Annotated in this window: 20 protein-coding genes and 1 riboswitch; of the genes, 14 read left to right on the top strand and 6 right to left on the bottom strand. The window is 70.9% G+C overall.

All coding sequences use genetic code 11. The annotated features are described in order from the left end of the window. Position 1: 1 nt before the first annotated feature. The gene (locus ACIBVQ_RS01760) at positions 2-922 is read right to left on the bottom strand and encodes an aryldialkylphosphatase (protein WP_399174998.1); all 921 of its coding nucleotides are present in this window, start codon (positions 920-922) and stop codon (positions 2-4) included. A gap of 159 nt (positions 923-1081) precedes the next feature. On the opposite strand from ACIBVQ_RS01760, the gene ACIBVQ_RS01765 reads away from it, so the two are divergent. The 3 genes from ACIBVQ_RS01765 to ACIBVQ_RS01775 all read left to right on the top strand — a co-directional run bounded on the left by ACIBVQ_RS01765 (position 1082) and on the right by ACIBVQ_RS01775 (position 3204). Continuing rightward, positions 1082-1474 carry a VOC family protein gene (locus ACIBVQ_RS01765; protein WP_399175000.1) on the top strand — a complete coding sequence of 131 codons (393 nt, stop codon included), beginning with the start codon at positions 1082-1084 and terminating at the stop codon, positions 1472-1474. A gap of 81 nt (positions 1475-1555) precedes the next feature. Continuing rightward, complete coding sequence (locus tag ACIBVQ_RS01770; protein ID WP_362910649.1) at positions 1556-2017, top strand: TIGR02611 family protein; 462 nt, start codon at positions 1556-1558, stop codon at positions 2015-2017. Between the two features lie 236 nt (positions 2018-2253). Continuing rightward, entirely contained in the window at positions 2254-3204 is a 951-nt protein-coding gene (locus ACIBVQ_RS01775; RefSeq protein WP_352008735.1) for a hypothetical protein, read from the top strand. A gap of 103 nt (positions 3205-3307) precedes the next feature. Here ACIBVQ_RS01775 and ACIBVQ_RS01780 read toward each other — a convergent pair whose 3' ends face one another. Beyond that, the gene (locus ACIBVQ_RS01780; protein ID WP_352008736.1) at positions 3308-3628 is read right to left on the bottom strand and encodes a co-chaperone GroES; all 321 of its coding nucleotides are present in this window, start codon (positions 3626-3628) and stop codon (positions 3308-3310) included. 117 nt (positions 3629-3745) lie between these two features. Between ACIBVQ_RS01780 and ACIBVQ_RS01785 the strand changes: the two genes are divergently transcribed. Then, positions 3746-5353, top strand: coding sequence for a DUF885 domain-containing protein (locus tag ACIBVQ_RS01785; protein ID WP_399175003.1), 1608 nt, complete (start codon positions 3746-3748; stop codon positions 5351-5353). A 49-nt stretch (positions 5354-5402) separates the two neighbouring features. Here the strand turns inward: ACIBVQ_RS01785 and ACIBVQ_RS01790 are convergent, their stop codons facing one another. Further along, positions 5403-5738 (bottom strand): rhodanese-like domain-containing protein, encoded by a 336-nt coding sequence (locus ACIBVQ_RS01790; RefSeq protein WP_352008738.1) that lies wholly within the window; start codon positions 5736-5738, stop codon positions 5403-5405. A gap of 104 nt (positions 5739-5842) precedes the next feature. Here ACIBVQ_RS01790 and ACIBVQ_RS01795 point away from each other — a divergent pair, with 104 nt between their 5' ends. Further along, a complete protein-coding gene (locus ACIBVQ_RS01795) occupies positions 5843-6403 on the top strand; it encodes a helix-turn-helix domain-containing protein (protein WP_362910644.1) in 561 nt (186 codons plus the stop codon). 71 nt (positions 6404-6474) lie between these two features. On the opposite strand, the gene ACIBVQ_RS01800 is transcribed toward ACIBVQ_RS01795, so the two are convergent. Both ACIBVQ_RS01800 and ACIBVQ_RS01805 read right to left on the bottom strand, forming a co-directional pair. Beyond that, positions 6475-8865, bottom strand: coding sequence for a helicase-associated domain-containing protein (locus tag ACIBVQ_RS01800; protein ID WP_399175005.1), 2391 nt, complete (start codon positions 8863-8865; stop codon positions 6475-6477). Between the two features lie 334 nt (positions 8866-9199). After that, a complete protein-coding gene (locus tag ACIBVQ_RS01805) occupies positions 9200-9718 on the bottom strand; it encodes an ATP-binding protein (RefSeq protein ID WP_352008740.1) in 519 nt (172 codons plus the stop codon). Between the two features lie 221 nt (positions 9719-9939). On the opposite strand from ACIBVQ_RS01805, the gene ACIBVQ_RS01810 reads away from it, so the two are divergent. Together ACIBVQ_RS01810 and ACIBVQ_RS01815 are read left to right on the top strand one after the other, a co-directional pair. After that, complete coding sequence (locus ACIBVQ_RS01810) at positions 9940-10761, top strand: helix-turn-helix transcriptional regulator (protein ID WP_352009446.1); 822 nt, start codon at positions 9940-9942, stop codon at positions 10759-10761. After that, the gene (locus tag ACIBVQ_RS01815) at positions 10762-10998 is read left to right on the top strand and encodes a DUF397 domain-containing protein (RefSeq protein ID WP_184715044.1); all 237 of its coding nucleotides are present in this window, start codon (positions 10762-10764) and stop codon (positions 10996-10998) included. Between the two features lie 367 nt (positions 10999-11365). On the opposite strand, the gene ACIBVQ_RS01820 is transcribed toward ACIBVQ_RS01815, so the two are convergent. Further along, a complete protein-coding gene (locus ACIBVQ_RS01820; protein WP_352008741.1) occupies positions 11366-11947 on the bottom strand; it encodes a histidine phosphatase family protein in 582 nt (193 codons plus the stop codon). Between the two features lie 96 nt (positions 11948-12043). Here ACIBVQ_RS01820 and ACIBVQ_RS01825 point away from each other — a divergent pair, with 96 nt between their 5' ends. From ACIBVQ_RS01825 to ACIBVQ_RS01855, 7 genes are all read left to right on the top strand, one after another. Next, complete coding sequence (locus ACIBVQ_RS01825; RefSeq protein WP_399175008.1) at positions 12044-12907, top strand: Gfo/Idh/MocA family protein; 864 nt, start codon at positions 12044-12046, stop codon at positions 12905-12907. A 342-nt stretch (positions 12908-13249) separates the two neighbouring features. Further along, a riboswitch (cobalamin riboswitch) is annotated at positions 13250-13303 on the top strand. 121 nt (positions 13304-13424) lie between these two features. Next, positions 13425-14390, top strand: a complete 966-nt coding sequence (locus ACIBVQ_RS01830) for an ABC transporter substrate-binding protein (RefSeq protein WP_362910638.1) — start codon at positions 13425-13427, stop codon at positions 14388-14390. Positions 14391-14540: 150 nt separating this feature from the next. Further along, complete coding sequence (locus ACIBVQ_RS01835; protein WP_399175813.1) at positions 14541-15506, top strand: FecCD family ABC transporter permease; 966 nt, start codon at positions 14541-14543, stop codon at positions 15504-15506. Next, on the top strand, positions 15503-16276 hold the full coding sequence (locus tag ACIBVQ_RS01840) for an ABC transporter ATP-binding protein (RefSeq protein ID WP_362775120.1): 774 nt from the start codon (positions 15503-15505) through the stop codon (positions 16274-16276). The genes ACIBVQ_RS01835 and ACIBVQ_RS01840 overlap by 4 nt, the downstream gene beginning before the upstream one ends. Further along, positions 16273-16956 (top strand): adenosylcobinamide amidohydrolase, encoded by a 684-nt coding sequence (locus ACIBVQ_RS01845; protein WP_362775123.1) that lies wholly within the window; start codon positions 16273-16275, stop codon positions 16954-16956. Before ACIBVQ_RS01840 ends, ACIBVQ_RS01845 begins: the two co-directional genes overlap by 4 nt. Before the next feature lie 158 nt (positions 16957-17114). Continuing rightward, positions 17115-18710, top strand: a complete 1596-nt coding sequence (locus ACIBVQ_RS01850) for a zinc ribbon domain-containing protein (RefSeq protein WP_399175011.1) — start codon at positions 17115-17117, stop codon at positions 18708-18710. Then, positions 18710-20302, top strand: coding sequence for a serine/threonine-protein kinase (locus ACIBVQ_RS01855; protein ID WP_399175013.1), 1593 nt, complete (start codon positions 18710-18712; stop codon positions 20300-20302). Before ACIBVQ_RS01850 ends, ACIBVQ_RS01855 begins: the two co-directional genes overlap by 1 nt. The last annotated feature ends 16 nt before the right edge of the window (positions 20303-20318 follow it).

Below are 20318 nucleotides of genomic sequence, written 5' to 3' on the forward strand. Positions count from 1 at the left end.
CCTATGTCGTGCAGGTCAGCCAGCGGAGGGGGTTGTCATGGGTGATCATGCGGATGGCGCCCTCACCGATGCCCGCCTCGCGGAGCCTGGGCAGGAGGGTGCGGAACAGGTGGCTGTAGCCGGCGCCGCCGTACCGCTCGATCTCGGAGACCCTGGACAGGCCGCTGCTGAGCAGCAGCCTGGAGGCGTAGCCGTCCTCGATGAGGTCGAGGGCGTCCCGCAGCCGGTCGCCGCCCATGGAGGTGAGACAGACGTAACCGCCCGACTCGACGACCTTGTGCGCGGTCATGGGGTCGGTGCCCGCGTCGGCGACGCTGATCCGGTGCGCGGGGACCCCCTCGGACAGGAGGATCTCCAGCAGGGGCAGGCCACCGCGCTCGGAGACGGCGAGGGGCAGGCCGGAGGCCAGGGAGGCCCTGGCGGCGGCGACCGCGAACCGCTCCTCGGCGGGGGTCGGCTCCTCGTCCCAGGAGCCGATCTCGCCGATCACCCCGGGACGGGAACTGGTCCCGTCGAGGCCGTTGTCGATCTCGTCCATCAGGTGGGCGGTGAGCGTGTCCACGTCGGCGGTCAACGCCCACGGCGGGCTGAACGGCCCGGCGAAGAAGCCGGTTCCGGCGATCACGGACACCCGGCTGCACGCCGAGATCCTGGACAGGGTCGCGGCGTCGCGACCGGTTCCGATGGAACTGAGCTCGACCACCAGGCCGAGCCCGTCGGACCTGCGCAGTTCGCGCAGTTCCACGGAGGCCGCGTCCTCCTCGTCCAGCCAGCGGTGCGGGTCGGACGGGACACCCGCCGCCCAACGCAGGTCGGCACGAAGGCGCTCGCGGGGCAGGACCGAACCGGTGATGGCGGACACGGCGCAGGGGCCGCTCACGGTCCTCACACTGACGGTCTTGACAAGGGGAGCCTCAGACATGGACGGACATTAACCCACTTTTGGGGCTAAAATCACCCAATTCACCAGGGTTTTTACCTTTGACTTGTCGGGGCTGTTTCGAGGTCTCGTCATCCCCAAGGGCGCGTAACGCCCGGTCGCGGCCGGAAAACGTCGGTCACCCCGGCTAGGGTCCCTCCCGTGATCGCGACCTCACCGGAAACCCCGCTCTCCGCCGTCGGCCGGATGGTCCTGCCCGTCGGCGACCTCGACGTGGCGCTCTCCTTCTACCGCGACGTCCTTGGCTTCGCCGTGCTCCACGACCGGACCGACGACGGCTACCGCTACCTGCACGTCGGGCTGCCGGGGCAGGAGCCGGTCGGGGTGTGGCTCATGCCCGCCGCAGGCCGGGAGCGGGCATCCGGCGGCAGGCCGTCGCTCGTGCTCTACACCACCGACCTCGGCCGCCTCTCCCGGCGTCTGGATGAGTACGGCGTGCGGGTGTGGAACGAGCGGGAGGACGCCGAGAGTCGTTCGCTGCACCTGGCCGATCCTGACGGCAACACGCTGATCGTCGCCGAGCTCAAGGGCTGAGGATTGAGCGCGATCCACTCGAAGGCGCCTATTCTTTGACGAAACCAACGTCCAGGGGATCGAGTGGCCACTTCCAACGGGATGCATGACGAACGTGACGCCTCCGGGCGTCCGTCCGAGACCGGAGACGCCGACGTCCTGAAGGACGAGGCGGCCCGGCGTTCGGGCATTCACGGCTGGCTCGACGGTGTCAGGTCCACCAGAACCGGCCGCCTCACCCTCAAGATCGTCATCGGGGTCATCGGATCGGTGCTGGTCGTCGCCGGCCTCATCATGGTGCCCTTCCCCGGGCCCGGCTGGCTGGTCGTCTTCGCGGGCCTGGCCGTGCTGGCGACGGAGTTCCACTGGGCGCACCGCCTGCTGCAGTTCGGCAGGCGGACGCTGGCCGCCTGGACCGCCTGGCTCGGGCGCCAGGGCTGGACGGTCAAGATCCTGGTGGTCCTGGCCGCCGCCGCGACCGCGACGGTGATCGTCTACTACGGTCTGAGGCTCAGCCTCCACATCGACCTGATCGCCGAGGCGCGCGCCTTCCTGAGCCGCTGACCTCCGGTCGCGCTCGCGGTACACGCCCGGCCGGACGGGGGATGGCGACGATCAGCCCCGCCCGGCCCGCGTGTCTCCGATTTCTCCCGTTCCCCATTGGAATCACCCCCAACCATCCCCTTCTCGGTCCTCTTTGGGCGAATCCCAGCAGTCCGTTCCCGAAGGCCGCCCTTGTCAGGGAAACCGATTCGGTATAGATCACAAACTATGAGTAGCTCCCGCCCTAGGCTGCGCCCGTGCCTGTGACTCCTGGAATCAACAAAACGCTCGGTGGCGCTGTCATCGCGGCCTGCCTGACCGTGCTCGCCCCGTCCGCGGCCCACGCCGCCCTGCCGGCGGACGTCACCCTTCCCGACACCGGGGTGACCGTCAGGGAGAGCTCCGCGGACCCGCTAACGGTTTCCTCCTACACCCTCGGCAATCTCGCCTACCTGCGCAGAGGTGAGGCGTTCGCCAAGCAGAAGGGGTACCAGGAGATCACGGTGGCGCCGGGCGGGACCAAGGCGCTCGCGGTGCCCAGCTCCTACAGCTCGGGGCACGACTCGGTGCTGCTGGCCGACCTGGTCTCGGAGAAGGCCGTCAAGATCCAGACGGTGCAGAAGCCGTTCGTCGCCCACTTCGCCCACTGGTCCCGCGACGGCCGCAAGGTGGTCCTGACCGTCCAGCGCAAGGCGGCCGGAGGCTGGACGACGACCGGGTTCGTGATCGTCGACGTGGCCGCGAAGACCGCCCGCACCGTGACCGTCTCCGGGGTCGACCCCGCCGCCACGTTCCGCTGGACCCCGGACAACGCCCAGCTGGTCGCCGCCCACCAGGGTGGCGTCCGCTTCTACGGCCAGGACGGCACGGCCAGGCGCACCCTGGCCAAGACCGGCGCCCCGGGCGGAGGAGAGGACGTCTTCTCCCCCTCAGGCAAGGGGCTGATGACCTGGTGCCCGGCGAGCTACGCCGAGGACGTCTGCGTCTGGGACCGCAGCTCGGGCAAGATCGCGGTCAAGGTGAAGGGCGTCAAGCCGAAGGCCCTGCTCGGCTGGTGGGACGAGCGCAGCTTCGTGGCCGTCCTGCCCGGCTCCGGCGTCTACAAGGTCGTGGTCGTGGACGTCAAGGGCAAGGGCCTGCGGGTCCTGGCCGACGTCTCGGCGCGCGACTGGAACAGGAAGATCTATCTGAGCTACACCCGTAGCTGACCGCTCCGCCGGGCGCCGCCTCGCGGTGCCCGGCCGTACGGGACCGTCCCGGGACGCATGGGCGCCGTCCGGCGAGTCCTGGCGGCGCGGCGCGCCTGATGGCTCAGAGGTACAGGCCGGTGCCGTTGTCGGTCTGCGGAGTGGCGATGGCGTGCAGGTCACGCTCGCGCATGACGAGATAGAGCTGCCCGTGCACCTCGACCTCGTACTGCTCCTCGGGGTTGAACAGGACCTTGTCGCCGACCTTGACGGAACGGGCGTTCGCCCCCGCGCCGCAGACCTCACCCCAGACCAGCCGGTTGGCCATCTTCACCGTCGCGGGAATGACGATGCCCGCGGTGCTGCGGCGCTCCTCTGACTCCTGCTCGATCTTGACCATGACACGGTCGTGGAGCATCTGAATCTCGAATTTCGGGTCACCCACAGTAGAAGCTTATGGGAACGGCGCCCCCGGGCCACCGGTGATCCGGCGGACCCGTCAGGCGCAGGGCCCAGGCGAGCCTTGAAGTTCCCCGAGGGGCCGAAAGTAGGATTTTCCGCTATGACGTCCTCTGAGCTCGTGAACGACTTCGTCGCCTGGCACCTGGAGAGCAACCCCGTCCAGGCCACCCTGCTGGGGGCCGAGGGCTACGACCGGACCCTCGGCGACCTCTCCGAGGCGGGCTTCCTGGCCAGGGAGGGCGAGTCCCGGCGCTGGCTCGAACGCCTCGCCGGCGCCCCCCAGGGGGAGGGGTTCGAGGAGGAGATCGACCGCGAACTCGTCGTCTCGACGCTGCGGGGCGCCCTGGCGTACGAGGACTGGCCGACCTGGCGGCGTGACCCCGCGGTCTACGTGGGCACGGTCTTCGGCTCGATGTTCAGCCCGTTCCTGCAGCGCCTGGCGCCCGAGGCCGAGCTGGTCGAGGCGGCGGTGGCCCGGCTGGCCGAGGTCCCCGGCGTCCTGGCCGCCTGCCGGGCCAACCTCGACCCGGCGCTGGCCTCCGAGCTGCTGGTCAGGCGGGGGCTCGGTCAGGCGCGCACCGCGCGTAACTTCCTCACCGTGACGGTCCCCGGCCTGGTCGAGGACGAACGGCTGCGCGCCCGCCTGGCCGAGGCGGCGGAGCCCGCCGCCGCGGCCTTCGACGACCTGGTCGTCTTCCTTGAGGGCTTCCGGGCGGGCGGCACCTGGCGGATGGGGGAGGAGCTGTACTCCAGGCTGCTGTACGAGCGGGAGACACTGGGGTACGGCGCGGCCGAACTGCTCAAGCGCGGCCAGGAGGCCTACGAGGAACTGGACGCGCAGATGCGGGAGGTCGCGCTTCGGCTGCCCGGCGGCACCGAAGACTGGCACGCGGCCGTCACCGCGCTCCAGGACGACCACGCGCCGACCCTTGAGGACATGCGGGCCGAGTACGAGGCCGAGACCGAGCGGGCCAGGCGGTTCGTGCGCGAACGCGGCCTGGTGACGTTCGCGGAGGGGGAGGAGTGCCGCGTCGTGCCCTCTCCGGAGTTCCAGCGGCCCATCCTCGCCGTCGCCTCCTATCTGCAGCCCCCGCCGCTGTCCACCTCCCGGATCGGGCACTTCTTCGTGCCCTTCACCCCCGACTCCTTCACCGGGGAGCAGGTCCGCCAGCGGCTGCGCACGAACGCCAGGGCGCAGATGCCCTCCATCGCCGTCCACGAGGCCTACCCCGGTCACCACTGGCACCTGTCCTGGGTGGCGGGCAGCCCCCGCCGGGTCCGCAAGCTGTTCCGCACGCCGTACTTCGTCGAGGGCTGGGGCCTGTACGTGGAGAAGGTCATGCGGGAGCAGGGCTACTTCACCACGGCGGCCCAGGAGCTCGCCCATCTGGACTTCCGGCTCTTCAGGGCGGCCCGCATCATCGTGGACACCTCGCTGCACTGCGGTGACATGACCGTCGAGGAGGCCGAGGAGTTCATGACGACGAGGTCCACGCTCACCCCGGGGACCGCCAAGGGCGAGGTGGACCGCTACTGCGCCTGGCCCACCCAGGCGCCGTCCTACCTGACGGGCGCCCTGGAGATCGACCGCATCCGGGACGACTACCTGGCCGCGGGACGGGGTGACCTGCGCGCCTTCCACGACAGGCTGGCGGGTTCCGGCGGCCTCCCCCTCGGCCTGGCCCGCAGGGTCGCCCTGGAGGGGTAGGACGTCGGCCGGGTCCTCGGCGAGGCAGGGGATCCGGCCGACGTGGGTGTCAGGCGGGCAGGCCGGACTCGATGGGCAGGCCCGCCTCGGCCCAGTCCTGGATGCCCTCGCGGTACTTGCGGACGTGGGTGTAGCCGAGCGCGGTCAGTCGCCTGGCCACCGCCTCGCTGTTGCCGCAGGAAGGGTTGGAGCAGTAGGTGACGATGGCGGCGTCCTTGTCGGGGAGCAGCCCGGCGGCGCGCTCGGCGACCTCGCTCTCGACCAGGGCGATCGCCCCCGGCAGGTGCTGCTGCGCGTAGTACTCGCCGCCGAGGGTGTCCAGGACGATTACGGAGCCCGCCTCGATCGCGGTCCTCAGCTCGTCGCGGGTGATCAACTGGGTCATGACCGGCCTCCCGAAGGATAAATGGACTATAGTCCGTTTGTGTGAACGGGAGAGAACTTAACGGACCGCAGTCCGCTTCGTCAACCGAGCCGCTGCGCGTGCTGATGGGCGAGCCGCCAAGGGAACGCGCCGACGCCGCGCGCAACCGTACGAAGGTGCTGGCCGCCGCGGCGCGGCTGTTCCGCGAACGAGGTGTGGACGGCGTCTCGATGGACGCGGTCGCGGCCGAGGCGGGCGTGGGCAAGGGGACGCTGTTCCGCAGGTTCGGCGACAGGTCGGGCCTGGCCGTCGCGCTCCTCGACGAACGGGAACGCGAACTGCAGGAGGCGATCCTGGCCGGTCCCGCACCCCTCGGGCCCGGCGCGCAGGCCGCCGAACGGCTGGCCGCGTTCGTCGAGGCCTACCTCGACTATCTGCTGGCCCACCTCGACCTGGTCAGGATGTCGGAGACCGCGAGTCCCGGCGCCCGCTACCGCATCGGCGCCTACCGGTTCTGGCACCGGCACGTGGCGATCCTGCTCGCCGAGGCCCGTCCCGGCTGCGACGCCGACCCCCTGGCCCACGCCCTGCTCGCGCCGCTGGCCGCCGAGCACATGACGGCCCTGGTCGCCGAGTACGGCCCGGCGCGCGCCAGAAAGGCCGTGCGCGCGCTCGTCACGGGGTGAGAATCGTGCAGCCGAACGTGCAGGCGAACGTGCAGATGCCCGATTCGCCCTGGACTGTCGGAGAAGCGGTGTCAGACGTAGGTGCCGCGGACCTCGACGATGTCGGCGAGCGGGAACTCCAGATAGTCGCCGGCCTCCTCGCACCAGGCGTCCAGTGTCCCGCCGCGCAGCTCACCGTGGCTGATGGTCGCGGTCAGTCCGTCGGCCAGCGTGATCGCGGCCCGCACGCCCCGGTCGACCACGAAACCGAGCAGCGACTGCTGGGCGGTGGGCAGGCGGGAGGCCATGCGGCCGATCACCGCCCACGTCCTGCCGTTGCCCCGGGCGCCGTCCCCGGTGGCCAGCAGCCGTCTGGCGTGCTCACCCGGGTCCGGCGGGGTGTCGAGGACCGGGTAGGGCGGTTGCTCGAACTCGGCCACCCGCCCCCCGGGCAGCAGGATCAGCCGCCCGCCCTGGGGCTCCTCGATCCGGGCACGGCGGACGGTGATCTCCCCGGTGTCCTCGACCGGGACCGGGGCGTAACCGTTCTCCCGCAGCGCGGCCAGGGTCTTGGCCGCGGGCACGGAGCTGGCGAGCACGGTCGGCGCGAGCAGCCTGAGCCCCAGCCTGCCCAGCCGCCGGTGACCGGCGATCTCGGCCAGCAGCACCGGGTCGGAGGCCTGGACGATGCAGGCGACCGTGGTCACGGTGACCTCGCCGTGCCGCCTGGCGATGTCGCGCACGAGATAGTCGAGCGGCTGCGGCACCGTGCCGACCTCGGCGAGATCGGCCAGCAGGTCGTCGGCGGAACATCCGGCGTCCATCGCCCGCCGTATGCTCGCCGGGCTGAAGCGCCACACGGAGGCGGCGCCCCTGGACTCGCGGTCGGCGGTCCGGTCGAGCAGTTCGGCCAGTTCGGCGGAGGGGGGACCCGTCACCACGGCGGTCAGGTCGGCGCCGAACAGCGCGCTGCGCCGTACGCTGGCCAGGGCCCTGATCGAGCACTCGACCAGGAGCGGGTCGTTCTCGACGAGCGGCACCGAGTCGTCGTTCTCGTCACCGGCCGTCTGCAACGCGGCCAGCGCGCGCCCCAGGTCGGTGATCGTGTCGTAGGCGACCAGGCCGAGCATCCTGGCCTCCTCAAGTGCGGCGGGGGCGCACTCGCCCAGCAGCGGGCGTTCGAGCAGCGGGGCGTGCCAGTGGGCCGCCTCGACGAGCCCGGCCTGGTCGGCGCACGCCGTACTGGCGGGCAGGCGGGCCAGCACGCCCAGCACCGCCCGTCTGGCGCGGGCGACCATGACCCCCGCGGGGTCGTCGCCGAGCACCGTGCCGTATCTGCCGTCGATCCGGCGCAGCGATGAGCGTTCCATGCGCCACCAGGCGGCGAGCAGCACCCGGAGCCTGGCCGCCGCGTCGTCCAGCCGCCAGCGGTCGAACTTCTCGGTCGGCACCAGGCCACCCGCCGTGTCGTCCCAGGCCAGCAGCCGGGCGACCGCGCAGATCTCCAGCAGCAGCCGGGTCTCGTCCTCGTCGCAGCCGATGTCCTTGGCCAGCCTGCGCACCTCGCGCACGCCGACCCCGCCCGCCTTCAGCAGCGGCAACGGGATCTTCGCGGTGTTCTCCAGCATCGCGGCACAGCGTTCGACCACGTGGGGCGCCGCCAGGGTCATCAGGTGGTCGACGGCCTCGGGGTCGACGGGGACGGTCGCCAGGTCGGGCGGGACGGGGGTGAACGGGGGGTGGTAGTCGGCCCCGCGCAGCGCGAGCGCCACCTCCCTGGGCATCTCGGCGGTGTTCCAGCTCGGCCGGAAGAGCAGGCCGTGGTCGCCCGCCCACTTCTCCGGGGAGCCGGGGACCACGAACCGGCCGCCGTCGACGCCACGGGACGGGCCATCCCAGGCGAACTCGTCGAGCAGTCTCCTGGCTCCCTCGGGAGCCCGTTCCAGCAGGGCGGCGAGGCGGCCCGGGTCGGAGAGCACCTCGATGATCTTGATGACCGTCTGGCGCTTCTGGCCGTTGGGCAGGCCGAGGGCCCTGGCCAGCGCGCGCAGGGCGTCGGCGCTGACGGTCCACGAGTTCAGGTAGTGGGCCAGCGATTCGCCGAGGCCACATGGGGCCGTCCAGCAACGGGCCAGGCCCCCGGCGAGCCGGATGCGTCCCTCGTCGTCGGGCCAGGCCAGGGCGTGGTCGGACAGCAGGTCGATCCAGGGGGCGGTCTCGGCCTCCGAGACACCCATGAACCCGGCCAGTGTCTCAAGGTCGACGCGGTCGCCCAGGGCCAGGGCCGCCTGCGCGACCTCGAAGGAGGGCAGTGGAAGAGCGCGCATGACCGCGGAGATCGCGGATCCGTTGCCCAGCCGCTGCGCCAGGGTGTCGAGGCGCCGCGGCCACGGTGCGGCGATGGCGTCCGGCCGGTTGGCCAGGATTCGGGTGAGCCGTTCTTCGTCGAGGGTCTTCAACCAGCCGAGCAGGTGATCGTCCATCTCGCAGCTCTCTGCAGGAATCTCACACGGGGACTCTCCGTGAGCCATGAACATCCACGGTAATGCAGAGGGCGTCGCCAGGGGACGCACCGCGCAGAATGCGACAGGTTCACAGGATGTTCACCGTGTCACCGCCAGGTCAGCACATGGTCACCGCCAGGTCACCGTCGGGCCGGCGGTGGATCGGCGACGGGCGGGAGGCCGGGATCGGCACGGGTTTGGCCGGTCCCGGGGCCGCTCGCGGGGGTGCGTCACGGGCCCGGGACCGGCCGGCGCCAATGAGGGAAGAGGCGGCGCCGTCCGGGATGGTCTTGGCGGGGGTACGACGGGGGCGTCAGCCGAGGACGGCCCAGACGATCTTGCCGTAGGGGGCCAGGGGAGCCCAGCCCCAGCGCACGCTCAGCGACTCGACGATGTGCAGTCCGAGCCCGCCGATGTCCAGGGGTGACGGATCGCGCAGCGCGGGAAAACCCGATCCCGGGTCGTTGAGCGCGCAGGTGACCAGACCTCCCCGGCGTAGCAACGAGAGCCTGATGGGTTCCTTGGCGCGTGACTCGGCCAGGCGCAGGCCGTGTCTGAAGGCGTTGGTGGCCAGTTCGGAGACGATGAGCTCCATGTTCTCGACCAGGTCGGTGAGCTTCCAGCCGGTGAGTGTCCCCGTGGCGAAGCTGCGGGCGGAGTGCACCGACTCCGCCTGCGGGGGAAGCACGAAGGTGGCGCTCGCCATGGCCGCTGATCCGGAGAGGAGATCGCGTGCCGTATCGGGCCACCAGCCGACGGGGGGCCACCAGTCGAGCGCCGTCCAGGAGGTCCGGGAGAGCGCGGTGTGGGCGGACTGCACAGCGATCATCATGGTGCAAACTCCCGTGCAGGTGCAAGAGCGAATGCACGTGCATAAGGTGCGTGCAACCGCTACGGTTACCCATGAAATCGGCAATCGGACAGAAAGGGGATCTTGTCCGCGGCTGGGAAATCTTGGGCCGCGAAGTGACAGACTGTCGATCAGGAAAGCGAGCGAGGAGCAACCACGTGTCCATGGACCCGCCCGGTACCGGTTCCACCGTTCGGCGCATCATGCTCGGCGCAAGCCTGCGTCGCCTGCGTGAGGAGAAGGGGCTTCCCCGTGAGGTGGCCGGATTCCACATCCGGGCCTCGGAGTCCAAGATCAGCCGGATGGAACTGGGTCGCGTCGGTTTCAAGACACGAGACGTGGAAGACCTGCTCACCCTGTACGGCGTGCTCGACGACGCAGAACGGCGCGGCCTGCTGGAGATGGTCCGCGAGGCGAACACCCCCGGCTGGTGGCACAAGTACGGCGATCTCCTGCCGAACTGGTTCACCACCTACGTGGGGCTGGAGGAGGCGGCGAACGTGATCCGCACCTACGAGGTGCAGTTCGTTCCCGGCCTGCTGCAGACGGCGGCCTACGCGCGCACCGTGATCCGGTTGGGCTACCCGGACGTGCCGGAGGCGGAGATCGAGCGTCGTGTGCATATGCGCATGCAGCGTCAGGAGCGCCTGACGAAGAAGGACGGCCCCCGCCTGTGGGCCGTCATCGACGAGGCGGCCCTGAAGCGCCCTATCGGAGGACGGGAGATCATGCGCGAACAGCTCCAGCACCTGCTGGAGGTGGCCGCGCTGACCAACATCACCATCCAGGTGATGCCCTTCCGCTTCGGCATGCACGCGGCCGAGGGTGGTGCGTTCAGCATCTTGCGGTTTCCCGAGTCCGACCTGTCGGACGTCGTTTATGTCGAGCAGCTCTGGGGTGCCCTCTACCTGGACAAACGTGAGGACATTGATCCATACCTCACGGCCATGGAGCAGCTGTGCGTGGAAAGCACCACGCCTGGGGGCACCGCCGAGATCCTCGGCGACCTTCTCAGAGAGATCTAAATGAACCACACCTACAACGGCATGCCCGCCACGGACCTGGCCGGGGCGAGTTGGCGTAAGAGTCGTCACAGCAACTCGACGGGCAACTGCGTCGAGCTGGCGGAACTGCCCGACGGCAGTATCGCGGTCCGGAACTCCCGCTTTCCCGGGGGTCCGGCACTGATTTACACCCGCGACGAGATCCGTGCGCTGGTGCTCGGGGTGAAAGACGGGGAGTTCGACAGCCTTACGGTGTAACGCCGTTTTCACATCGGGGCGAGTGGTTAACCTCGCCGTGTCGATGACGTAACCCGGGGAGCGGGTCGGCGGGGAAGAGTGTGAGCCAACAGCGAATGGGGGCTCAAGCCATGCTCGACCGGATGACCCTGTATCCCGTGGCCGACGACGTGCTGTTCGCACCAGGCGGTCGCGTCGTGATCCGCACATATGGTGTCGCCTCGCAGGCCACAGGCGACGGTGCGACCACTCCGGTGTCCTACCGCACATGGGTCACCGGAGTACGCGACCAGCCCTGCCACTGGAGATGGAGGCACTGCGAGGAGGCCCGCGAGGGCCACCAGGAAGTGCTGATGTGGTTGACGGGCCGCGGACCGCGGCCCGGCTCTCAGACGGGGGCGTTCCAGGTGAGCGCCACCGGTTCGCCGTGTTCGAAGCCCAGCCGGGAGTAGGTCCCGGTGTCCAGGCGGAACAGGCGGCCGTCCCGCGCGGGAAGTCCCAGCCAGCGGGCGCACAGCACCCGCAGCAGGTGACCGTGCGCCACCACGGCGACCGTGCCGTCCGCGGCGCGGGCCCGGGAGATCACCCGGTCGGCGCGCTCCGCGACCTCCTGCGCGCTCTCACCGGGATGCTCGGCGTCCCCGGGGACGACCCCGTCACGCCACAGGTACCAGCCGGGGCGCGTGCGCCGGATGTCCACGGTCGTGATGCCCTCGTAGCCGCCGTAGTCCCACTCCCACAGGTCCGGGTCGACCTCGTAATCCGTCAGTCCGGCCAGCTCCGCCGTACGGCGGGCCCGCGACGCGGGGCTGACCAGGGTCAGCCCGAAGGACCTGCCCCCGACCAGCGGCGCGAGCGCCCGCGCCTGCTCCTCACCTCTGGGGGTCAGCGGCAGGTCGGTACGTCCCGTGTGACGCCCGTCCCTGCTCCACTCGGTCTCACCGTGCCGCAGCAGAATCATCTCGTCCATATGTGATCCATCATGCCGGTACGGCCTCCTGGTTCTGGTGGGGTGGGTCCCTGATGAGCGCGCGACCGGCGGAAGGGGTCGTGAGAAGCTGGGGCCGTGACGATATCTGTGGGTTTGGTGGGCGCGGGGCCGTGGGCGGAGATGGTGCACGCACCGGTTCTCGCGGCCGGACCGGACACGCGCCTGGTCGGTGTGTGGGCGCGGCGCCCCGAGGCCGCGGCCCGGTTCGGGGTCCCGGTCTACGAGCGGATCGAGGAACTGTTCGACAACTGCGAGGCGGTCGCCTTCTCCGTGCCGCCCGCCGTACAGGCCGAGCTGGGGGTGCTCGCCGCGCGGGCGGGCAAGGCGCTGCTGCTGGAGAAGCCACTCGCCGCCGACCTCGACGGGGCCAGACGGCTCGCCGAGGCGGTCGCCGAGGCAGGCGTGCCCTCCCAGATGGTCCTGACCTGGCGTTACTCCGCGGCGACCAGGGCCTTCCTGGCCAGGGTCTCGGCCATCGAGCCCTTCGGCGGCAACGCGGTCAGCGTCTCCGGCTCCATGCTGGGCGGTGACTTCGCCACCCCCTGGCGACTCGAACGAGGCGCGATCCTCGACATCGGCCCGCACATGATCGACATGTTGGACGCCGCGCTCGGCCGGATCACCGGCGTGCGCGCCCACGGCAACCCGCGCGGCTGGGTCGGCCTGCTGCTCGAACACGAGACGGGCGCGGTCAGCGAGGCGTCGCTGTGCATGAGCGTCCCCGGCGAGACGCCGCCCTCCAGGGTCGACGTGTACGGCAGGCTCGGCAGCGAGCACCTCGACGGGAACCGCCTCGGCTCCGACTCGTTCACCGTCATGCTCTCCGAGTTCGCCGAGACCGTCGCCCGCGGCGGCGGCCATCCCCTTGACGCGGCACACGGCCTACGCCTCCAGGAGGTGATCGCCGAGGCCGAACGGGAGCTGGAGGACCAGGCTTGACTGTGTCTCTTTGCTCCGCCTGGCGGCGTCGCGGGCTCGGGCGCTTCGGGTCGGTGTCTTCCCTCGTCACTCATCCGCTGCGCTCCTTCGCTCCTCGGTCCAAGCACCGACGCGTCCAAGCTGTGTCTCTTTGCTCCGCCTGGCGGCGTCGCGGGCTTGGGCGCGTCGGCGTCTTCCCTCGTCACTCCGTCGCTTCGCTCCTGCGTTCCTCAGTCCAGACACCGACGCGCCCAAGCCGACACCCCTCACGCACGGCACCGGGTTCGCGGAGGTTGGGAGGGCGGGCTTGACGGAGGAGAGGATCGGGGGGATTGATAGCGTTGGTTTGTTGCACAGCGTGTAGCGAAGTCCGGTGCGAGCCCGGCGCTGTCCCGCAACTGTCATGGTCAGGGGAGCGTTCTCCCTGATCGAGCCAGGTCGCCTTCCGCTGTGCCGACGCTGTCTGCCCTCGTGGAAAGGGTGACCCCGTCCCTTCACGGGTCTCTCCTGTTCCGATGACCGAAAGGATCCCCCCCGAGTGAGGCCCGTACGTATCGCCCTCGTCGGCGCGCTGTCCGGTGTGCTTGCCCTGTCCGGATGCGCCGGGAACACCGAAGGCGCCGGAAACACCGGGAGCACGGCCGACCCGTCCGCGACGACGGCGCAGTCGCCGCAGGGGGCGGCCTTCCCCGTCACCGTTCAGGCGGGCAACGGCCCGGTCGTCGTCCAGAAGCGCCCGGAGCGCATCGTCTCGCTGTCGCCGACCGCGACCGAGAACCTCTTCGCCGTCGGCGCCGGCCCCCAGGTCGTCGCGGTGGACGACCAGTCGAACCACCCCGCGCAGGCGCCGAAGACCACCTTGTCCGGGTTCAAGCCGAACGTCGAGGCGATCGTCGCCAAGAAGCCCGACCTGGTCGTGCTCGCCAACGACATCGACGGCGTCGTCGGCAAGCTGGGCGCGCTCGGCGTCCCCGTGCTGGTCGAGCCCGCGGCGGCCAAACTCGACGACGCCTACGACCAGATCACCGACCTGGGCCTGGCCACCGGCAACGTGGACCGGGCCGAGGAGGTCGCCGACGGCATGAGGAAGCAGATCGAGGCCCTCGCCGCCGAGGCTCCCAAGGACAAGAAACTGACCTACTACCACGAACTGGACAGCACGCCGTACTCGGCGACCTCGACCACCTTCATCGGCCAGATCTACGGGCTGTTCGGGCTGACCAACATCGCGGACAAGGCCCCCGACGCGGCGGGCGGCTACCCCAAGCTCTCCGCCGAGTTCGTCGTCAAGGCCGACCCGGACATCGTCTTCCTCGCCGACACCAAGTGCTGCGGCCAGTCACGGGAGACCCTCGCCAAGCGTCCCGGCTGGTCCGGGCTCTCGGCGATCAAGAAGGACCGGGTCGTCGCCCTCGACGACGACCTCGCCTCCCGCTGGGGTCCCCGCGTCGTCGACCTCGTCAAGCAGGTCGGCGAGGCCGTCCGGAAGACCGCGACCAGTTAGGTGACCGATCTCTCCCGTCCCTCAACGGGCTCGTCCTCGCCCGAGGTGGCCCCCGGCCTTCTCCGGACGGCGGGCAAGCGGCTTCCCCACCGGACCGCGGGACCGCGCCCGTTCGTCACACTGGCGGCCTGCCTGCTGCTGCTGGCGAGCATGCTCGCCGCCCTGCTGGTCGGCGCGGCGGACATCGCGCCGCGCGGCGCCGCGCTGCAGTTGCTCGACTGGCTGCCGTTCGTCTCCGCCGACTCCGGGCTCGCGCCGGTCGAGCGGGCGTTGCTGCTGGAACTCAGGCTGCCCAGGGTCCTGCTCGCCGCGATCGTCGGCGGACTGCTGGCCTGTGCGGGCGCCGGATACCAGGGTGTGTTCCGCAATCCACTGGCCGACCCCTACCTGCTGGGGGCCGCCGCCGGGGCGGGCCTGACGACGACGGCGGTGATCGTGTTCACGACCGGCGAGGGGGACACGCTCCTGGTGCCCGGCGCGGCGTTCGCCGGGGCGATCGGCGGTGTCCTGCTCGCCTACGCGCTGGGCAACGTCGCGGGGAGGGGCGGCGGCACCGCGACGCTGGTCCTGGCCGGGGTCGCCGTGACCTCCTTCCTCACCGCGGTCCAGACGTTCCTCCAGCAGCTCGACGTGGAGGAGCTCCAGCGCGTCTACGGCTGGATCCTCGGCAACGTCGGCGGCGGTTGGGAGCAGGTCAGGCTGATCCTGCCGTACGCGGCGGTCTCCGTCGTGGTCATGCTGCTGTACGGCAGGCTGCTCGACGTACTGTCGGTCGGCGACGACGAGGCGGCCAGCCTCGGCGTGAACGTCGCCAGGGTCAGGCTCGTGGTGCTGCTGACCGCCTCGCTGGCCACCGCCTCCGCCGTGGCGGTCAGCGGGCTCATCGGCTTCGTCGGCATCGTCGTCCCACATGTGGTCCGTCGCCTGGCCGGGGGGTCCTACCGGGTGGTGCTGCCGTTGTCCCTGGTCGGCGGGGCCGTCTTCCTGGTCCTGGCCGACCTGGCCGCCAGGACCGTGATCGCCCCGGCCGAGCTGCCCATCGGGGTGGTCACCGCCTTCGCGGGGGCGCCGTTCTTCGTGGCCGTGCTCCGCCTCACCCGGCGGGTGGAGACATGAGCCGCGTCGAGGCCAGGGGGCTCGGCGTCGTCCTCGGCGGGCGGGCCGTGCTGTCCGGTGTGGACCTGCGGGCGGGCGCGGGGGAGTGGCTCGCCGTCATCGGGGCCAACGGCGCGGGCAAGTCCACCCTGCTCAGGGCGTTGGCCGGGCTGCTGCCCCACTCGGGTGAGGTGCTCGTGGACGGCGCGCCGGTGCGCGGGCTCAAGCCGAGGGAACGGGCGCGACTGCTGGCCTACGCCCCGCAGACCCCGGCGCTCCCCGGGGACATGACGGTCTTCGACTACGCGATGCTCGGCCGCACGCCGTACATCCCGCACCTGGGCAGGGAGAGCCGGGAGGACCGGGAGGTGACCGCCTCGGTGCTCGACCGGCTCGACCTGTCCCCGCTGGCCGCCCGCGCGCTCGGCCACCTGTCGGGCGGGGAGCGCCAGCGGGTCGTGCTCGCCAGGGCGCTGACCCAGCGGGCGTCGGTGCTGCTGCTCGACGAGCCGACCACGGCCCTGGACCTGGGGCACCAGCAGCAGGTCCTCGAACTCCTCGACCGGCTCAGGCTGGCCGACGGCCTGACCGTGGTCACGACGCTGCACGACCTGAGCGTCGCCGGGCAGTACGCCGACACGATGACGCTGGTCGCCGGCGGTGGGGCCGCAGCGGCGGGCACTCCCGCGCACGTCCTCACCGAGGAGCTGATCGGTGAGCACTTCGACGCCCGGGTCCGTGTGGTGGCCGACGCGGGCGGCAGACCACAGGTCCACCTGGAGCGTCCGTGAGACTCGGACTGAGCCGTCGTGAGGAGGACGGGGCCAGGCTGGCCTCGCTGCTGTGGGAGTGCGGCCCCGGCTGGCGGGCGATCTCCTCGGCGATGCTGGGCGGCGGCATCGGGCCGGTCGGGTGGGTGCTCAACGCCCAGGTGGCCGGGGGCTACTCGCGGATGGACCCGGTGGCGCACCTGCTGGAGATGGCCCCGCCGGGGCCCGGGGTCGGCATGCTGACCGCGGCGGCCGTGGACCGGTTCACCACGGCCGCAGACGGGGGAGTCGAGGTCGCGGCGACCGTCGGCCTGCGCGTGCCGACCTGGGCGGCGGCCCCCGAGGGAACCCCCGACCCCGAGCTGGCGCCGATGTACCTGCCGGGGACGATCAACATCGTCGTCGCCGTCCCGGTGGCGATGACCGACGCCGCCCTGGTCAACGCCGTCATGACGGTCACCGAGGCCAAGTCCCAGGCGCTGGCCGAGGAGGGCTTCCCGGGTACGGGCACCGCCTCGGACGCGGTCTGCGTCGCCGTACGGGAAGAGGGGCGGGCCGAGCTGTTCGGCGGCCCGCGCTCGACCTGGGGCGCCCGCGTCGCCCGCGCGGTGCACGCCGCCGTACGGCAGGGCGCCCGTGACTGGATGGGCAGGAACGGCCAGGCGGCTCGGGAACCATCTTCAGGGCTGTCCGAAATGTAGGGATTGGTAGTTGATCTAGGCGCTGTTTTCGGGGTCTGGTGGGATGTGTCCTGGTCGAACGGTGATTGTTTGTCTACTGAATACTTATCCGGGTGATGTTCTATTGACTTCTGCACTACGGTTGCCACGCTTGTCCTAATCCCCCCTATGGAGTGGCTATGCGGCGATTCGTCTTGGCTCTCGCGCTCCTCGGCGTCGTCGTCCCCGTGGCCGCCGCGACGGTCCCCGCGTTCGCGCACGAACATCCGAGTGGCATCACCGACCTGGTGACCCCGGCGGTCGTCAGGGTCGAGGCCAAGGCACGCGTCGACATCACCCTGCTCGACCACATCGGCGAACTGGTTCACGTCGAACGCTCCTACGACGTGCCGATCGGTGAGGGCACCGGCACCGTGGTCAACCCCGAGGGCGCCGTCGTCACCCTCACCAGGGTGGTCAGGACGGACAAGGACGTGGCGGTCCACGCCGCCAACAAGATCTTCGCCGAGCACCACAAGGTCAAGATCCCTGACGACTTCAAGCGGCACACCCTGAAGGACAAACTGCTCAACCACCACCTGCAGGAGTGCTACCCGCCGAAGCTGCCGACGGCCACCTGCATCGTCGACGTCACCACCGAGATCCGTGTCTTCCCCAACATCTCCCGGCCGGACGACGAGGGCTTCAAGGCCGAGATCACCCGTGTGGGGGACAAGCCGGACAGTCCCGCCGTGCTCGTGCCGGTCGGACGAGCGGACGCCAGCGCGGGCCTGCCGACGGCGCCGCTCGCGGCCCAGGTGCCGGACAAGGAATCCTGGCCGGTCGCGGTCGCCGGATTCACCAGACGGCCCGCGGCGGGCCTGCCGGAGACCGTGGACATCGCCCACCTGAGCGCCGGAGGCGCGGGCGAGGGCGGCAGAGGGTTCCGGGACCCGGAGAACAAGGTGGACGAGCCACGCAAACTGGGGGCGCTCGTCGACCGGGGCCTGCGCGGCGGCCCGGTGATCGAGGACAAGAAGGGGGAGGTCGTCGGCCTGCTCGTCGGAGGAGGCGAGGACGGCCGCATGATCGGGGTCCGGGAGGTCACCAAGGCCCTGGCCGAGGCCAGGGTCATTCCCAGGAGAGGGCCGATCGACGCGGCCTTCGAGCAGGCGCTGACCCGCTTCCACACCCACTACTACGGTGACGCGGTCCCCGCCTTCCAGCGTGTCCTCGACCTCTACCCGGGGCACGTCCTGGCGGCGGCGCACCTGAAGACGTCCCAGCAGAAACGCGGGACCGCCGAGGACGAGGGGGCCAGACGGGCCGCGGCCGCCGCCGGTGACAGCGCCGCCGGGCCTCCCCTGTGGCCCTTCCTCGTCGCGGGAGGCGGGCTGGTGCTGACCGTACTGGCCGGGGCCTTCCTGCTGTGGCGCCGGAGGGGGAACGAAGAGGAGGAGGCCGAGGAGGAGCCGGTACGGAACGCGCCACCGTCTCCCGGACCTCGGCCGGTACCCCGCCCCGAGGCACAGTCGGCCAGGCACGGGGCGCCGGACGAGACGGCCGACGTCACCGTCGTGGTCGGCCGTTCCTTCCCCGCGCTGCCCAGGACGACCACCGCGCCGGGCACTCCCGTGCTGGTCGCGCGGGACCCGGGCGGCGGGCCCGGCACCAGGGAGACCGAGACCAGGCCGGACGCCGTCACCGTCAAACAGAAGTACTGCACCGCCTGCGGGATGCGGCTGGGGCCCGCGCACCGCTTCTGTGGCTACTGCGGCCACCCCACGGAGGCGTGATGGCCCAGAACGACAGAGCCCTGATCGGTCAGGAGGTGGCCGGATACCGCGTCGAGGACCTGATCGGCAAGGGCGGCATGGCGGTGGTCTACCTCGCCATCGACTCCCGGCTGAACCGCAAGGTGGCGCTGAAGGTCCTCAACCCGCTGCTGGGCGAGGACGAGCGCTTCCGCCAGCGCTTCGTGCTGGAGTCGCGGACGGTCGCGAGCATCGACCACCCCAACATCATCCCGGTCTACGAGGCCGATGCGGCCGAGGACGGCACGCTCTACATCGCGATGCGCTACGTGGACGGCCCCGACCTGCGGCGCCTGTTCTACGACCGGGGGCTGATGCCGGTCGGCCAGGCCAACAGGATCTTCGCCCAGGTGGCGGCGGCGCTGGACACCGCGCACGCGCATGACCTCATCCACCGCGACGTCAAACCGGCCAACATCCTGATCGCGGGCCACACCGAGGGCGACCACGCCTACCTCACCGACTTCGGCATCACCAAGCACCTCACCTCGCTCTCCGGGCTGACCCAGGCCGACCAGTTCATCGGCACGCCCCGCTACATGTCCCCCGAGCAGATCAACAAGGAGCGCGTCGACGGACGCTGCGACCAGTACGGCCTGGCGTGCGTGGTCTACGAGGCGCTGGCCGGGCGGCTGCCGTTCCGGCGGGACAACGAGATCGCGCTGCTGTGGGCGCATCTGGCCGAGACGCCGACCCCGCTCAGCTCGCTGCGGCCCGAGCTGCCGATGGAGGTGGACGGCGTCATGGCGCGGGCGCTGGCCAAGTCACCCGAGCAGCGCTACGACACCTGCACGCGGTTCGTCACCGAACTGCGGGACGCGATCAGCGGCCAGTCCTACCGGCTCGCGGAGGCGGCCCCCCAGGACCTTCAGGCCTCCCGGACCTCCCAGGCCGAGCCGGAGGCACCCACGAGGAGGCCCGCGCCGGAAGCCTCGCGGAAGGCCTCCCCGCGCAAACGCGGGAAGAGGCGGGGGATCGTCGTCGGCGCGGGCGTCGCCGTGGCGGCCGTCGTCGCGCTGGTCGCGGTGCTCGCCACGGTCCTGAGGGGCGGTGGCGAGTGGACGCCGTACGCGGGATCGTCCGCGGTGCCGGTCGCCTTCGAGCATCCGCCGAGCTGGTCCCCCCGCGAGCACGCCGACGTGTTCGTGGTCGCCTCCCCGAAGGCCGGGGAGTTCGACGCGCTGTTCGGCACGCCGGTCACCGCCGACTGGGCGGCGGTCAACGAGATCATCAAGGCCTCCCCGGCGGAGGCGACCGGGATCTACGCGCAGACCCTCGACACCCTCGACCCGCGGAGCGGGGCCCAGCAGCTCCAGGAGACCCTGCAGTCCTCGCTGCCGGGCACGGTCAACGTCTCCTCCGAGGTCGTCCAGGTGCTGGTGGGCGGCAAGCCGGCCGTACGGCTCGAAGGCTCGATCACCGACCCGCAGCGCGGTGGCAGACTGGACTTCACCGGATGGGCCGTGGAACGACCGGGCAAACCCGCCCTCATGATTTACTTCTGCGCGCCTGGCACCTGTGACGGCTCGCTGGCCAATCGGTTCGTGCGGAGCGTGTCCTTCGGGACCTCCTGACTTGTGGCCCACTTGT

The sequence above is a fragment of the Streptosporangium sp. NPDC049376 genome, from assembly GCF_044466505.1.
Lineage (GTDB): Bacteria > Actinomycetota > Actinomycetes > Streptosporangiales > Streptosporangiaceae > Streptosporangium.